The following is a 14479-nucleotide window of genomic DNA, read 5'->3' on the forward strand; positions in this document are numbered from 1 at the left end:
TTTGAATACTTGATAGTATTGTGATGAAAATTCAAACGTTCTGCAATAGCTTTTCACTTTCTAGCTTGTCTGAAGGCTGAATCGGGAAGAGTTTGAACTCATTAAAAATAATCGTAGAGAGCGCATCTCCGACGGTACACGTTATTTCTTGACAATACAAATCCATTTGCTGCCTCATTTTTAAAAGTTCTGCCGGATCACTAAGAAGCTGGATTTTTTCTTTGTCAGAGGATGAAAAAGAGATTTTATGCGTCATCCCATTCTCAAGCAAAAATTGAAAGTTTACTTCTTCCGGTCCTGGTAAAAAATCGTTTACAAAGATCGGGATTCTCTTTCGAAGGGCTTCACTAATCGTGACGCCGCCTGGTTTTGTTATAATTGCATCTATTAGATCATATAATTTATTCATTTCCATCTTGCTTTCAATATACCTCATGGGTGTAATATGAGGAGATTGAAGTTTTTCAAGTGAGTAAAACAATTTTTCATTATTTCCACATAATATTGTAAAGTGCACTTCAGGAAGTACGTCTATCAACTTTAGCAACTCATTTGCATTAAAGTAACCTATGTTTCCACCTGCGACTAAAACATGATTTTTAATCGGATTTGCAGATTCGGCGGACTGTTTAAATGAGGAATGGATTGGAATACCCGTCACAAATATGGTGTTCGCGTCCACACGGTATTGAGAAATAAGTGACTCTTTCGCTTTATGATGGGGTACTAAATGATAATCAGACTCATTTTTTTCCCATACATCATTAAGAAATAAGTCCGTATACACATTAATTAGTGGTATCGGTTGGATTAGCTTCTTTTGTTTGAGTTGTCCAATAATATTGGAAGGAAAAGCATGGGTACAAACGATAAGAGATGGACCCTCTTTTTCGATTAGTTTTCTCATCTTTTTCTGGAAATAGGGAGCCGTCAAACGAAAAGGTGATTTTGACGGTTTTGGTGATTTATTATTAACGAGCATACGATAAACAGATTGATAAGAAGATGGGGATTTGCGAATCCAGTTCATATAAAAAGAACCGATAAACTTTTCTAAGTTAGGACTACAAAAGCTTAAGAAATCCACCATTTTAATCGTTGCATTTGGATAGTGTTGACGAATGCTTTCATTGATTGTTTCAGCAACTTTTGTATGTCCAGTAGGAAATTGAAATAATGGCAGAACTAAAATTTTCATGAGGCTTCTCCTTGTCCTTGTAGTTGATTTCTAATTTTCTTTCTGACCATTTTAAACAGCGTCGAGCAGATGAATATAAATAGAAAAATGAACCCGAAAAATGAGACATAGTTAAGGGGAATATCAAACCAACTTCCCAGATAATAGCCACCGATTATGTATGGGATTGTCCATAAAATCGAGCCAATAAAAGAGCACCATAAATATGTACTAAATTTGACGTGTGTAGCTCCGGCGAAGTATGGATTAATTTGACGTATTCCTGGTAAATAAAGCCCGAAAATAACGGTTCTTTTGATATTTTTCTTGTACTTTTCCTGTACTTTCATCCAGCGCGTCTCTGTTAAACCAACAAAGCGTCCATACTTTTGGACAATGGAATGGCCCATTTGTTTCCCGAAAAGATAAGCGACAATCATGCCGATAAATGTACCTAGAAAGGCACTTAACACACCATAACCTAATGATAATTCGCTAGGTATACATGCAATTCCTATCAAAACGAGCAAGGATTCCTCCGGGGCTGGAATCCCAATAATCCCAAAGAATAGCGAAAGAAATATGATTACATACCCATACATATGTAAATAATGAACGATCGTTTCAATTGTCATAATTACCTCTAATTCTTTTTGACGTTGTTCATTGTCTTTTTTTATGAAGGTTTAAATCTTTCAACGAAAGAAACTCCGTGTTGTTAATTTTACACATAGCTATAAATCTTGATAAGTACTTTACCATTTCTTTTGGCGCATCCCTATCTGCTCCAGAGGTATCCCCGTTATCATGGAGAAGTAAAATGGACCCTTCGGCAGGTTGCTGCTCAAGTAAATGGAGCTGATGGGTATCGATTTTCCAATCTTTAAAAATATGGGACCACATGATGATGTCGTATTTTCTGCTTAGCGAAAGTGTTGCTAAATTGAAGTGTCCCCATGGTGGGCGATAATAGGCGACAGGTTCTTTTGTGATTTTAGAGATTACTTTCTCGGTTGAACTAAGTTGCTTCTTTAATTGCCAAGGATTGAGTAACCAACTTGATACATGACGAAAATGATGAATGCCAATTGTATGTCCTTCTTTATGCATTCGATGAATAATTTCAGGATGCTTTTCAACTAGTTCTCCTACCACAAAAAAGGTGGCTTTCACTTGATTCTTCTTCAATAAATCAAGCAGTTGCGGTGTGTAGTCGGGATGTGGGCCATCATCGAATGTTAAAAGTATACCATTTTGTACAGACAATTTCTTTGTAATATGAATATTCATCATCCGTATTATACTAGTTGTGAAAACGGTATAAAGAAGAAAAATTAAAAGAGCTACCAATAAGAGTAACAAAAAGTATCTCAACTTACCAACTCCCTCTTGAAAAATGAGTCTTGCATATAAACGTTTGTAAGCGGAGAATGTTGCGTTCTTTATAAATCTTCATAACTTAAAACAGTGTTGCAGGAACTGAATTTGCATAGGTCATTTTTAAGCAGTAAAAAGCCATCGATATCTTAGTGTCGTCCTACTAGTATGGGGATTATACCCTGGGGGAGGAATAAATGATAGAAGATAAATCTTTCTTACCCCTATTTAATCACCTGCAGTTTATCTCTTCTTTGCGAATGGTAATAAAAAAGCAATTCAGTGAACTTATCAACTGGATTGCTCTTTTTTTGATTACCAATGGTTCTTAATAAACTCATCTCTCCCCGAAAGCGTACGGTCTTCTTCGTAATGGTCTTTTTCCTTTGTATAATAATCTTGGTGGTATTCTTCTGCATGGTAGAACGTTTCAGCGTGGCGGATTGGTGTCACGATTGGCTTAGAGAACTTACCACTTGCCGCAAGTTTCTCTTTGGATTGTTCGGCTATTTCACGTTGTTCGTCCGTGTAATAGAAAATGGCGGATGAGTATGAATGTCCACGATCTTGGAATTGTCCATCCGTATCCGTCGGGTCGATTTGTTGCCAAAATACCTCTAGCAATTTATCGAACGGAAATACGGTGGGATCAAAGGTGATTTCGACAACCTCTAAATGACCTGAGTCGCCTTTTTTGACATCTTCGTATGTCGGGTTTTCGATATGTCCGCCCATATAACCGGATACAACGTCGTAGATGCCGTCCCATTCTTTGAATGGTTTCACCATACACCAGAAGCAACCCCCTGCAAATACAGCTTTTTCAATAATTTTTTTCATAAAATTGAACAACTCCATCCGTGTCAACATAGTTGAATTGTATCACAGTTATAATCGTGAGAAATAGCATTTTCTTGTATTCAATCCATAAGAAATAAGAGCGCCAATTAAGCGCCCTTAACGTTGAGAGGTTCCTATGAGTGGGTGAGCAATAAGCATTTTGACCTCTTTAATAAATAAAGCTTGCGCCAATAATGATCAACAAGATGAAAAGCACAACGAGCAAAGCAAATGAAGCACCTGCGCCTCCTCGACATTCACGTCCCATACATAACACCACCTTCTTTACAGACTATGCATTGTGACGTGAGAGAGATGGGGAAAAGCCGGGCATAATGACATTAAGAAGTAAGAATCATTGATGATTTTATAGTGGAACTCTGTTAATAGAACATTAAGTTCAATATTTATTGAATATATTATTCGATAAATATTGAACTTTTTTCTGGTAGTCTATATACTATGACAAAAAGGGAGAATGGTGAATAGTTATGAACATACTAAATATTACGCCGAAAGGTAGAGAATCATTTAAAGTGGAGCTTGAATATTCCTTGTTATGGGAAAGTGCATTGGGAATCGCGGCTGTAACAAACACGCCTTTGGTGGATACCTTGGAGAAGCAAAACGAATTTGAGAAATACAGTGCAATCATGTCTAGCGAACTACGATTGGAATTGGACTATGTAGAAAAAAACAATACATGGAAAAGTCTTCTTCAACTCCTTCATAGTTATGAAAGTTCTTCCTCTGATCTAGGAAACTTCATTGGATATATTAATCATCTGCCTGAAGTAGAGCTAAGGTATATTTGTCTACCATATCTTGGAATTGACTTTCAAGAAAAAAGGAAACTTACTGCTGAGGGAGATAGGGATTCAATTCAGTTCATGATGAAAAAAACGGAAGAAAATAGCTTCTTTCCAGGCTATATTAATTTTATTAGCCAAGTTCCTATAGCTGAACTAAGAACTCATTTAATTAACGTAATATCTTTATGGCATGAAGTAGTAATTGAGTCTCAGTCTAGTCATGTAAACGCTATTTTAAAAAGCGATTGTGATGAGAAAAATAGTATGATAGAAAAATTCACTTCCGAGGAGTTTGTTTCATGGGTTACGGGAGGGATTGATTATATCCCTGAACCGAGTGTACACACAGTTTTATTAATTCCTCAGATAACTTATCGTCCATGGACAATTGTGTCTGACATTGAAGAGATGAAAGTCTTTTATTACCCTGTTGCAGATGGGAACATTCACCCTACTGACACCTATCTGCCGAGTACTATTTTAATTCAAAAATATAAAGCATTGGGGGATGAGGTGAGGTTACGAATTATTAAACTATTATCGGAGCGGGATCATTCGCTGAAAGAAATAACTGAAACGCTTGAATTAGGGAAATCTACTGCGCATCATCATCTCAAAATCCTTAGAACAGCTACTTTAGTGGAAATCAAAAATTCGAAATATCGTTTGAAAGAGAGATCTATCAATTGGTTGTCGCGTGAACTAGATTTCTATTTAAAAAAATAAACCATGTCTAGGAGTGATGGATGATGACCAAGCGGATACTGAATAATCGAGGCTTTGTATCCTTGTGGGTGGGAACCGCAATTTCAGAGTTAGGTGGCTCTTTCGGAACATTTTGCAATTCAATCATTGTATATGAACTTACTGGTTCTAAACTGGCTTTAGGGAGTATGTGGTTACTGTATTTTATTCCTTCTATTTTATTGCAGCTAATCAGTGGACCGTTCATCGATAGATGGAGTAGAAAACGGATTATGGTTTTCTCTCAGTGGGCAAGGGCGTTGGTCTTTCTTGTTCCATTGTTATCTATTGCATTCGGAACTATAGAAGTGTGGCATATTTATATGGTGCAAATCATCATTGGGCTTGTCACTCCGCTTTATGTTCCAGCAAGTCAGGCCATTACTCCGACAATCGTTTCAAAAGAGCAGTTAAGTCAGGCCAACGCTTATCTTGACGGGACGACAAGATTGATGATGTTCTTAGCGCCAGTATTGGGCGGCATCGTTATTGAGTATATAGGAACTGAAAATACATTGTTCTTTGTCTTCCTATTGCTTATTTTAAGTGGATTTCTTCTTTTATGGATTAAAGAACAAAGAATGTTAGTTGAAATACGTAAAACGTGGTTTGAACAATTCAAGGAAGGGATAAGCTATTTCTTTAAAGAACGGACAATTGTTTGGTTGGGAATATTCCTTGCGTTTGTACAATTTGGTGTCGGCGTTACAATGGTCATTAATTTACCTTATATTACGGATGTATTAAACGGCAATTACGAAGATTATGGACTGTTTATGGCGGGCTTTCCATTAGGTTACGTAATCGGATCTATGCTAGTTGGCAAACTGAAGTTCCGGAGTCGAAGAGTGTTGATGTTAGGATCTTTAGTAATCGGTGGGTGTACGTACATTTCGCTGGGTGTAGTGAACACGTTATACCTAGCAATTCTTATTGAAATTATTGCCGGCATTGCGCTGTCATTCTTTTCTATTCATAACACAACATTTTTTCAACAAACGATTCCAAATCATTTGATGGGCAAAGTAATGTCTGTTAGATTAGTGATTATTAGGGGAGTCATGCCTCTTGGAGTTCTTGTGGGCGGCGTCTTTAGCGAACTTTGGGGAGTTCGAGCATTGTATATAGTGATTGGTTCTATAATCAGTTCAGTTTCTATTATAGGAATTCTCTTGCCTTACTTTAAATTTATAGACAGGGTATCACATGCAAAAGAAGTTTAATCGAAGTCCGGTATTTCGAATCATCTGTTTACCAGGACTTGTGAAACATGATGAATGTGGAATAGGATAGCGGTTGTGATTTATCATGGTATAATTGGTACAGCAATATGCAACAAAGAAGCTTCCCATTCGTCATTATAGGTAGATCATTTTTTGGAGGAATTTAAAACATGGAAGATCATTATGAAGGACCTGTGCCGAGAAGAAGAAAGAAAAAGAAACTTCGTTTAGGACGGGTCATTTTTACAGTCTTTACACTATGCTTCATTGGAATCGGATTCTATTCATATAGTCAATATAATGCAGGTAAAGCATTGGCAAGGGGCAATGCAATCGATCCTGGTCCATTTAAAGGGGATGCAGTAGATCCCAAATATACGTCAGTTGAAAATTTTTTACTTCTTGGTGTAGATAATGATGGTAGCGGCAAATCTCGCACGGATACGATGATGGTGTTGTCATGGGACAAGAGTGCTGGAACGATGCGGGCCATTTCATTCATGCGAGACATTTATGCAGATATTCCAGGATATAAATCGTACAAACTGAATACTGCTTATTACCTTAACGGCGTCCAATCTACGAAAGATACTATAACAGGCATGTTTGGCGTGCCGATTCATCATTACGCAATCATCGATTTTGATAATTTCGAATCCATCGTAGATATCGCTTTTCCAGGCGGTGTAGAAATCGATGTTAAGAAAGAAATGTCCGAAAAAATCGGTGTTACACTGGTGCCAGGGAAAAAACCGTTGAACGGTAAGGAATTACTAGGGTATGCTCGATTCCGTGCGGATGCGGAGGGGGATTTCGGACGTGTTGCGCGTCAACAGGAAGTCATTTCGGCGATGAAAGCGGAAGTTATCCGTCCAGGCATGGTTTTCACTGTACCAAAACTAGCGGGAGCAATTTCAGGCTTTGTTAAGACGGATTTAACGGCAAAAGATGAAATCTCACGTGCAATCTCCCTTCTATTGAAAAAAGGGGCGAATGTTGAAACAATGACAGTACCTGTGGAAGGTACCTATTCATTCAAATCGTATTCACATGCTGGTTCAGTTATTGAATTGGATGTTGCTAAAAATAAAGAGGCCATTGCAAAATTTCTCACCATGCAGCTGGATTGATGAGATGATTTTGAAGGAGGATGCAAATGAACTTCGATGAAGAGGTACGACCATCAACGCGTGTGGAAATTGAAAATAGAATTGGGCGAACATCGAGTTTAATCCTTTTTCTTGGTGGGCGAAGTACGTTGTTTGTCCTTGTTTCCGTCCTGTTAATTGGCTTGATCATTCTCGTCTTCAATCGGGTATCCTTCATCTTTTATCCGATTACGGTGTTCTTCTCGACCGTCGTGCTGCCAATCATTCTAGCCACCATTGCATACTACTTATTGAGGCCCATACTGCGTTTATTGGAAAAGATGAAAATCCCTCGTATATGGGGAATCCTTATTATTTTCATAGGGGCGATTGGACTCATTACATTATTGGTCGTTCTCGTATTTCCATTTTTAAGAGAGCAATTTCATAATCTGGTCGATGAATTCCCAACGTATTTCAGGCAACTCTTAGTGACGGTTGACGAATTTTTACGCACTTCTATATTCGCATCTTACTACGAAGGACTTGGTATTAATGCATTGTCACTTGTTGATACAGCACCTGCGAATATCGGTAAATTTTTTGCCGACACTGTCGGTGGAATTGCCAGTGGCATAACATCCTTCGTTTCGGCATTGACAGGTTTCATCCTAGCAATTGTGACTGTACCGTTTATTCTTTTCTATCTACTGAAAGATGGAGAAAAATTGCCGCAACTTATCCTAAGAATGTTACCTCCGCGTATGCGTAATGACGCTGAAGTCATTTTTAGGGATGCAGATCGACAAATTAGTTCTTATATACAGGGGCAGATTCTTGTCGCCATCTGTATAGGTGTTATGGTTTCCATTGGATTCCTCATTATCGGGATGAAGTATGCACTGTTACTAGGCGTCTTAGCAATGTTTACGAGTGTCGTCCCTTATCTGGGTCCACTGATTGCTATTACTCCCGCTGTCATCATTGCGATTGTCACATCACCTTTTATGCTTTTAAAGCTTGCGGCCGTATGGACGATTGTCCAGTTGATAGATGGGAAGTTCATTTCACCGCAAATTATGGGTAAATCATTAAAAATTCATCCGATCACGATTATTTTTGTCTTATTAACTGCAGGTTCGCTAATTGGTGTGCCAGGTGTCATTCTCGGGATTCCAGCGTATGCATTATTGAAAGTGGTCGTAACCCACGTGTTCAAATTGTTCAAATTAAGGCTTAATAAATATGAAGCCGATGAAATTTACCATTATGAGCAAGTGGAAGACTAGAGGCTTCTCTGTCATCTGGGAATAGTTACTTACAAATGCGCCTATGAATTAGGCGTTTTTGTTTTTGATTTTATAGTTAATTCGCAACTAGAAATTAGGATTGTAGCTTGCCCTACGACTAAGGTCTGAGAAGAAATCGCTTCTCAAGTCTATTGGAAGATAAGTCCATTCCTTTATAATGAGTTATGACGGATAAAATATGAATTCGATTAGAAAATAGGGGGTAGAAGAAATGCGGAATAAGTTGCTGGTTATTGTCTTCCTTTTAATTGTGGGTGTCGTTGGAGGTCTGTATGCGAAAGATTTATTTTTCGGAACGAATGACACGAAAAAAACGATTCAAGATATTTCGTTTACGAATATTGATGTGGAGACAACGAATGCTTCGGTCGAAATTCGTCCGACGAAAGATTCCATTGTGACCGTTGAGGTGTCAAATCAAAACGAGAAGAAGCGTAAATATACGCTCAAAGCAGATGTGAAAGGAGATACGCTTTCTGTTGAATTAAAGAATAAGTGGAATGGGTTGTTTAGTTTCGGTTCTAATTCATATACAGTAGTTATCTTGGTTCCTGACAAGGACTATAAAACCATCCAAGTTGAAAGCGATGTTGGAAAGATTAGCGTGGAAAACCTGAAGACAGATAATCTCCAATTGGAAACAGACGCTGGAACAATTAATGTGAAAAATGTAGATGCGAAAGCTGTTGGTGTGAAAACCGCAGTTGGTAAAATCGACCTTGATCACGTTGAGGGAACAATTATAGGGAAAACGGATACAGGTATGATAACGATTGTAACGCCCCATTTAGATCGCGCAATTGACTTGAAAGCAGATGTCGGGAAGATTATGATTAAAACAGAAAAAGAACCGACGAATGCGACAATTGAAGTAGAAACGAGTATCGGTACAATCGATGTTTTTGGAGCGAATGATAAGAAGACGGTATTTGGCAAAGGTGAACATTTGATTCACTTAGAGACGGAAGTTGGTAAAACCATTGTGACGAAGTGATTATTAGGTTCTGTCCGTCAACGGAAGGAGCTTTTATGCTAGTAATTATACGGTGCGGAGAGTGCAACAGTCAGTTTTCTAATAAACCGGCAGTGTAACGTTGAAAATACCCCATTCAAAAGTTAATTTATTGGATGGGGTATCACTATGCTCTTGCGAAATTTCAGTTGGAAGTGCATACTATTTTAGTATCGTACTATATGTATAGGAGCTAGTTAAAAATGAAGACTGTTTTGACAACACTTGAAAAAATGACACCTGCTTATGATCCATGGGAAGCATACTTGGATATGCAGGAGCACGGCAAACTAACATTATCGAGTATTGAATTTACAACGACGTATTTATGCAATATGCGCTGTGAACATTGTGCGGTCGGTTATATGTTACAGCATAAAGACCCAGATGCACTCCCTGTCGAATTACTCATTTCCCGCCTAGGGGAGATCCCTCATTTACGGACCATAAGTCTTACAGGCGGTGAGCCGATGTTCTCCAAGAAGTCTGTCGATCAATACGTTTTACCGCTTTTGAAATATGCGCATGAACGTGGAATCCGGACGCAAATGAACTCGAATTTGACGATGCCCCTCGACCGTTATATGACGATTGCGCCCTATTTAGATGTCTTACATATTTCACATAACTGGGGCACGCTCGATGATTTCATCGATGGCGGTTTTGCGAATATGGAACGGAGGCCACCTCGTGAACGCCGGGCGGAGCAATTTAAGCGGATGATTGATAATAGCCGTGCATTGGCTGAAGCAGGCGTCATGGTGTCAGCTGAGACCATGTTGAATAAACGCACGCTGCCTCATCTTGAACATATTCATAAACAAGTTGTGGAAGAAATGAAATGTGCGAGACATGAGGTTCACCCAATGTACCCGAGTGACTTTGCTTCGCAACTTGAAGTACTTTCTTTAAATGAAACCAGAAAAGCGATTCATGAATTATTAGATTCCCGTGATGAGGATATATGGATGTTGTTTGGTACGCTGCCATTTTACGCATGTAGTGATAACGAAGAGGATCTCGCGTTATTGAATCGGATTTATAATAGTAAAAATGTCTCAGTGCGCAATGATCCGGACGGCAGATCTCGTCTGAACGTCAATATTTTCACAGGCGACGTTATCGTGACAGATTTTGGCGACACACCACCGATGGGTAATATTCAAACGGATTCGCTTCCTGCTATGCTTAATCGTTGGTTGGAACGACCTCTTGCAAAAACGATTGGTTGTCATTGTTCTGCTGTCCATTGTCTTGGCCCAAATTTATTGGTGAAAGATGCGTATTATCCCGAGATCGATTTTGCCAAGCGGCAATCAAAAATTACGCGATAAATTAAACTTATAACGACAGCAATGGTGAGCAGTTATGAAAGTCCAATATCTCCAAAGAAAAAAACATAAAAAAACAAGAGGACAACGTCTTAATGACAAAAACCTCTTGTTTTTTTATGCTCTTGCGTCTCTGTATTAGATTGCGATATAAACAGACGCGGTAAGCCAATTCACTTTGTGGAGGGGATTGTAAATAGTTTTAGAACGAATTTAAAGTTTCAGCTACAATTTCTACTATATTATTATTTTGAATAATATTCTCTACTTCTTTTTCGGAAAGCGTTGACTTAATTCCTGCATACGAAGCACCGTCTATTTCAATCACGACTTCTTTTCCTTTAGCAATAGTAACAGTGTAGAATTCGTTATTGACTTCTTGTTTATAAGAAAAAAAACGAAGAGGCTCAGACTCAGATTTGAAATTCAACTCAAACAACTGCTCGTTGATTTTAATTTCTTTTATGATGTTTTCAGAATTATCATCATCTCTAGCCAAGTTCTTGCTTATACTTATAGTTATTTCTAAAACTTGTTCCGAGTCTTGTTCTGAATAATACTTTAATCCTAAGAAGCCTAAATCTTTAGGAGATGTTTCCTTTGTATAAACCTTATTTACTTCAAATTGCGAGGTGTCTACATTTAATTTATTCGTCCAAATTCTTTTTAAGCTATAATTATCAATAATTGGACTAAATTTAACTCCAGGATAATAAGATTTAAATTCATTTAAGTTCTCAAATGTATAACTTAGATGCTCAAAAATAATCAATTTTTTTTCTTCACCATATTCAGCAAGTTTATATTCGTTGTATTTAAGTTCCTCCAATCCTTTCGTAAAATATTCTTGAAATTCTTGAAATTCTTGAAATTCTTCAGACAATTTCTCATCTTCAGCGGTAAGTTCATATTGTTCATGTTCATTGATGTGTTCATGTTTATACACATTGTTGTCGTGCTTGATAACAAATTTCATTAAAGTATCACTTATGTTCTTCAGAAAGCTTAAATTAATATCTTTTATCGTATTATCTGATGGCAAGTGTATTTTTTTCATTACATTTTGACTTCCGATACTAAGGCCATTCATATGATGGTGCAAAAAGGAAGAATGATCACTCATTATAGTACCCGAAAGGTCTATGTTTGTTTTTATACCATTGTCTTCCAAAAACACTTGAAGATCTTGAATTAATTCTTGTGACACTTCTGTTTCGGTTGACACTAAATCCACTGGTCCATCAAAAAGAGAGTCTAAATTTATATTATAAATATGCTCATATTTTCCTTTAATAGAATCAGTAAAGAAATAGCTACCTTGTAATCCGGAGTCTTCCCCATTAAAAGCAACGATTATAATGTCGTTTTCTAGAGAGCCTTGATAGTCTATTAACTGTCGAGCGATGTTGAGTAATACAGAGACGCCTGTAGCATTGTCAATAGTGCCTGAGTAAATGGTATTGTTGACCTGCCCTACATGGTCAAGGTGTGCCGACAGAACAATGGCTTTTTTGCTATCTTTTCCTGGAATTTTCCCTACGACATTATAGGCTTGAATAGTTTCTTCTTGTGCTGAGCTTGCAATCTCGATTTGACCTTTTTTAGATTTTTTAAGTTTGTTGTACGTTTCTTTGGTAATTTGAATAATTGGCTTATCGAAATTATCCATTCCTAGTGTTCGACTCAATTCTTTTTTGACAATAAGTACACCTTTTGATTCTTCAAAAGCTTTTTGAAAATCACTGTCATCTTCTAGAACAATAAACGCTTCTTCTAATTTAGAATCATTAATATCCAGTGTATAAGGAGATTTAATGGTATAATCTGTGAAGCCTGAACTCTCTAGAAAGTCTTTTCCTCTTTCCAGCTCTATTGTCTTTCCATCATCTAAAGTTATATTAATATCAAATTTTAGCTTGTTAGGGTCGTGGAATTTATGTGGATACTCTATTAGGAAGCTATCTTGTTGAAATGTCTCTAGTCCCAATTCTTTGAAACTATTTTCTACAAAATCGACTGCCAACTCATTTCCCTTAGTTCCAGTAAGCCTACCACTCATTTCTTTGGAAGTTAAATTTTCTAATGTCTCCTTTAAATCTTGATTTTCAGCTTTTTCTTCTTCTGCATCACATCCACTCATAAATATACAAAAAAACATAATAAATAACAATTTTCTCACAATACAACCCCTTTTATCTGATTATATGAAACGTTCAAAGAAATGTATTTACATTTAATTGGTATAAATGTATCATAAAACTTGAAGGGGTTGGAGTCAATGGAAAATACTTATAAAATTCAGGGGGTTATTACAAAATGAAGACAAAAATGTTTTTACCTTTACTATTTGGAATGTTTTTGATGATCTTTCCCACAATTGGGTTTGCTCAAGGCAATGAGAACTTAAATGAATTACCTTTTGAAGAAACAAACAGTTTCTATGAAGAGACAGTAAATCCAATGTGGATTCCTTGCCCTTATTGGGAGAGCGATCACAGATGGCAAACTGGAAATGTTACCACTGGTCATGTAACTGAATACCACACCCACAGGATTGCTGGCGTAGACTTTAAAAATTGCGAATGGAAACAATGGACACGCTACACCGAACAGTATTGTGCTTGCGGAAAATATAGAACATTGCAACAATATATTGGACCTAGCAACGATAAACATACTTATAATTAATAATTGAAAAAGCTAAATACCCTATATTCAAAAAACGACAAACTTGTTATGTGAATTTCGAACCAACTATTAACTCCAACCTATACACCTTCAACACATTATTTAACTAAGCAGGTTTATTCTCTAAGAGAACTTCAATATTTTTCTTATGAAATAAAAACAAGAGGAAAACGTCTTAGTGACGCATACTCTTGTTTTTTTATTTTGAACGCCCATAGACAATTATTAAGCTATAACCCTCTTTGAAAAGTGCGATCTTTAGATTGAACTTTCAGTCACGACGTTCGTCTATAGAGAAGGGAAGGGGATTATATGAAAACATTTTTCCAAAACAGTTATTTCGGATTCATCCTGCTATTTCTATACGTACTGCTGAATTATTTCGGATCAATTCAGCGCATGAACATCATGGATCTCGATAGCTATATGTATGAAGCGACAAAAGATATCGAAGGTTCAGGGACGGTTTTCGCTTTAATAGCGTATGACCCAATTTTTCAGGTGTTGTTTTCATTTGTATTGATGATTTTCCTAGCGGCTATATTCTTGCTCGCTAGATTTATTTTCTTGACGGTGACTTCCGCAAAAATATGGAATGGAATGTATGTCATTTTTGCAATGACGGTGTTATATCTGATGTTTTCTGTTGGAAGTGCGGCGATTCATCATATGGAGTGGGGAATTTATTTGCTAGTATTGCAAGAGTGTATGCTGATTTTATTCGGTGTATTTGCGTTGGGACATATAAAATTGCTACGCGGAACTTGAGTTCCTAACAAGCGTCAGGTCGTTACATTGAATCATCAAATGATAGAATTATCTGATAATTATCTTTCGTATCGACATCGAATACAAGCCTTTTATCAGTACAGGGGTA

At 37.3% G+C, this 14479-nt stretch carries 15 protein-coding genes; 9 read left to right on the plus strand and 6 right to left on the minus strand.

Annotated features, from left to right (window positions below; genetic code table 11):
* Positions 1-31: 31 nt before the first annotated feature.
* Genes H4683_RS15600 through H4683_RS15610 form a run of 3 tightly spaced genes read right to left on the minus strand, consistent with a single transcriptional unit; the run spans position 32 to position 2551 of the window.
* Positions 32-1198, minus strand: a complete 1167-nt coding sequence (locus H4683_RS15600) for an MGDG synthase family glycosyltransferase (RefSeq protein WP_192599758.1) — start codon at positions 1196-1198, stop codon at positions 32-34.
* Positions 1195-1812 carry a DedA family protein gene (locus H4683_RS15605; protein ID WP_192599759.1) on the minus strand — a complete coding sequence of 206 codons (618 nt, stop codon included), beginning with the start codon at positions 1810-1812 and terminating at the stop codon, positions 1195-1197. The genes H4683_RS15600 and H4683_RS15605 overlap by 4 nt, the downstream gene beginning before the upstream one ends.
* A gap of 28 nt (positions 1813-1840) precedes the next feature.
* Positions 1841-2551, minus strand: coding sequence for a polysaccharide deacetylase family protein (locus H4683_RS15610; RefSeq protein WP_192599760.1), 711 nt, complete (start codon positions 2549-2551; stop codon positions 1841-1843).
* A gap of 200 nt (positions 2552-2751) precedes the next feature.
* On the opposite strand from H4683_RS15610, the gene H4683_RS21975 reads away from it, so the two are divergent.
* Positions 2752-2886, plus strand: a complete 135-nt coding sequence (locus tag H4683_RS21975) for a hypothetical protein (RefSeq protein ID WP_275403089.1) — start codon at positions 2752-2754, stop codon at positions 2884-2886.
* Here the strand turns inward: H4683_RS21975 and msrA are convergent.
* Positions 2870-3394 (minus strand): peptide-methionine (S)-S-oxide reductase MsrA, encoded by a 525-nt coding sequence (msrA, locus tag H4683_RS15615; RefSeq protein WP_192599761.1) that lies wholly within the window; start codon positions 3392-3394, stop codon positions 2870-2872. The two genes, H4683_RS21975 and msrA, sit on opposite strands and share 17 nt — an antisense overlap.
* A gap of 169 nt (positions 3395-3563) precedes the next feature.
* Complete coding sequence (locus tag H4683_RS15620; protein WP_192599762.1) at positions 3564-3662, minus strand: YjcZ family sporulation protein; 99 nt, start codon at positions 3660-3662, stop codon at positions 3564-3566.
* Positions 3663-3885: 223 nt separating this feature from the next.
* Between H4683_RS15620 and H4683_RS15625 the strand changes: the two genes are divergently transcribed.
* From H4683_RS15625 to yfkAB, 6 genes are all read left to right on the plus strand, one after another.
* Complete coding sequence (locus tag H4683_RS15625) at positions 3886-4932, plus strand: ArsR/SmtB family transcription factor (RefSeq protein WP_192599763.1); 1047 nt, start codon at positions 3886-3888, stop codon at positions 4930-4932.
* A gap of 23 nt (positions 4933-4955) precedes the next feature.
* Entirely contained in the window at positions 4956-6173 is a 1218-nt protein-coding gene (locus H4683_RS15630; RefSeq protein WP_192599764.1) for an MFS transporter, read from the plus strand.
* Positions 6174-6343: 170 nt separating this feature from the next.
* Positions 6344-7303, plus strand: a complete 960-nt coding sequence (locus H4683_RS15635; protein ID WP_192599765.1) for an LCP family protein — start codon at positions 6344-6346, stop codon at positions 7301-7303.
* A gap of 26 nt (positions 7304-7329) precedes the next feature.
* Entirely contained in the window at positions 7330-8550 is a 1221-nt protein-coding gene (locus H4683_RS15640; RefSeq protein WP_192599766.1) for an AI-2E family transporter, read from the plus strand.
* A gap of 232 nt (positions 8551-8782) precedes the next feature.
* On the plus strand, positions 8783-9565 hold the full coding sequence (locus H4683_RS15645; RefSeq protein WP_192599767.1) for a DUF4097 family beta strand repeat-containing protein: 783 nt from the start codon (positions 8783-8785) through the stop codon (positions 9563-9565).
* A 221-nt stretch (positions 9566-9786) separates the two neighbouring features.
* Positions 9787-10917 (plus strand): radical SAM/CxCxxxxC motif protein YfkAB, encoded by a 1131-nt coding sequence (gene yfkAB, locus H4683_RS15650; protein ID WP_192599768.1) that lies wholly within the window; start codon positions 9787-9789, stop codon positions 10915-10917.
* A gap of 199 nt (positions 10918-11116) precedes the next feature.
* On the opposite strand, the gene H4683_RS15655 is transcribed toward yfkAB, so the two are convergent.
* The gene (locus H4683_RS15655) at positions 11117-13093 is read right to left on the minus strand and encodes a M28 family peptidase (protein WP_192599769.1); all 1977 of its coding nucleotides are present in this window, start codon (positions 13091-13093) and stop codon (positions 11117-11119) included.
* 137 nt (positions 13094-13230) lie between these two features.
* Between H4683_RS15655 and H4683_RS15660 the strand changes: the two genes are divergently transcribed.
* Together H4683_RS15660 and H4683_RS15665 are read left to right on the plus strand one after the other, a co-directional pair.
* Positions 13231-13602 carry a hypothetical protein gene (locus H4683_RS15660; RefSeq protein WP_192599770.1) on the plus strand — a complete coding sequence of 124 codons (372 nt, stop codon included), beginning with the start codon at positions 13231-13233 and terminating at the stop codon, positions 13600-13602.
* Between the two features lie 312 nt (positions 13603-13914).
* Positions 13915-14370: a hypothetical protein gene (locus H4683_RS15665; protein WP_192599771.1), complete on the plus strand. Its 456-nt coding sequence runs from the start codon at positions 13915-13917 to the stop codon at positions 14368-14370.
* Positions 14371-14479: the final 109 nt, after the last annotated feature.

It is taken from the genome of Sporosarcina limicola (assembly GCF_014873855.1).
GTDB lineage: Bacteria > Bacillota > Bacilli > Bacillales_A > Planococcaceae > Sporosarcina > Sporosarcina limicola.

What these genes read in the sequence shown, in the direction of transcription:
- H4683_RS15605 (WP_192599759.1), bottom strand. Translation starts at nt 1,812, where the DNA reads ATGACAATTGAAACGATCGTTCATTATTTACATATGTATGGGTATGTA.
- msrA (WP_192599761.1), bottom strand. Translation starts at nt 3,394, where the DNA reads ATGAAAAAAATTATTGAAAAAGCTGTATTTGCAGGGGGTTGCTTCTGG.
- H4683_RS15635 (WP_192599765.1), top strand. Translation starts at nt 6,344, where the DNA reads ATGGAAGATCATTATGAAGGACCTGTGCCGAGAAGAAGAAAGAAAAAG.
- H4683_RS15630 (WP_192599764.1), top strand. Translation starts at nt 4,956, where the DNA reads ATGACCAAGCGGATACTGAATAATCGAGGCTTTGTATCCTTGTGGGTG.
- H4683_RS15600 (WP_192599758.1), bottom strand. Translation starts at nt 1,198, where the DNA reads ATGAAAATTTTAGTTCTGCCATTATTTCAATTTCCTACTGGACATACA.
- H4683_RS15660 (WP_192599770.1), top strand. Translation starts at nt 13,231, where the DNA reads ATGAAGACAAAAATGTTTTTACCTTTACTATTTGGAATGTTTTTGATG.
- H4683_RS21975 (WP_275403089.1), top strand. Translation starts at nt 2,752, where the DNA reads ATGATAGAAGATAAATCTTTCTTACCCCTATTTAATCACCTGCAGTTT.
- H4683_RS15645 (WP_192599767.1), top strand. Translation starts at nt 8,783, where the DNA reads ATGCGGAATAAGTTGCTGGTTATTGTCTTCCTTTTAATTGTGGGTGTC.
- yfkAB (WP_192599768.1), top strand. Translation starts at nt 9,787, where the DNA reads ATGAAGACTGTTTTGACAACACTTGAAAAAATGACACCTGCTTATGAT.
- H4683_RS15665 (WP_192599771.1), top strand. Translation starts at nt 13,915, where the DNA reads ATGAAAACATTTTTCCAAAACAGTTATTTCGGATTCATCCTGCTATTT.
- H4683_RS15625 (WP_192599763.1), top strand. Translation starts at nt 3,886, where the DNA reads ATGAACATACTAAATATTACGCCGAAAGGTAGAGAATCATTTAAAGTG.
- H4683_RS15620 (WP_192599762.1), bottom strand. Translation starts at nt 3,662, where the DNA reads ATGGGACGTGAATGTCGAGGAGGCGCAGGTGCTTCATTTGCTTTGCTC.
- H4683_RS15640 (WP_192599766.1), top strand. Translation starts at nt 7,330, where the DNA reads ATGAACTTCGATGAAGAGGTACGACCATCAACGCGTGTGGAAATTGAA.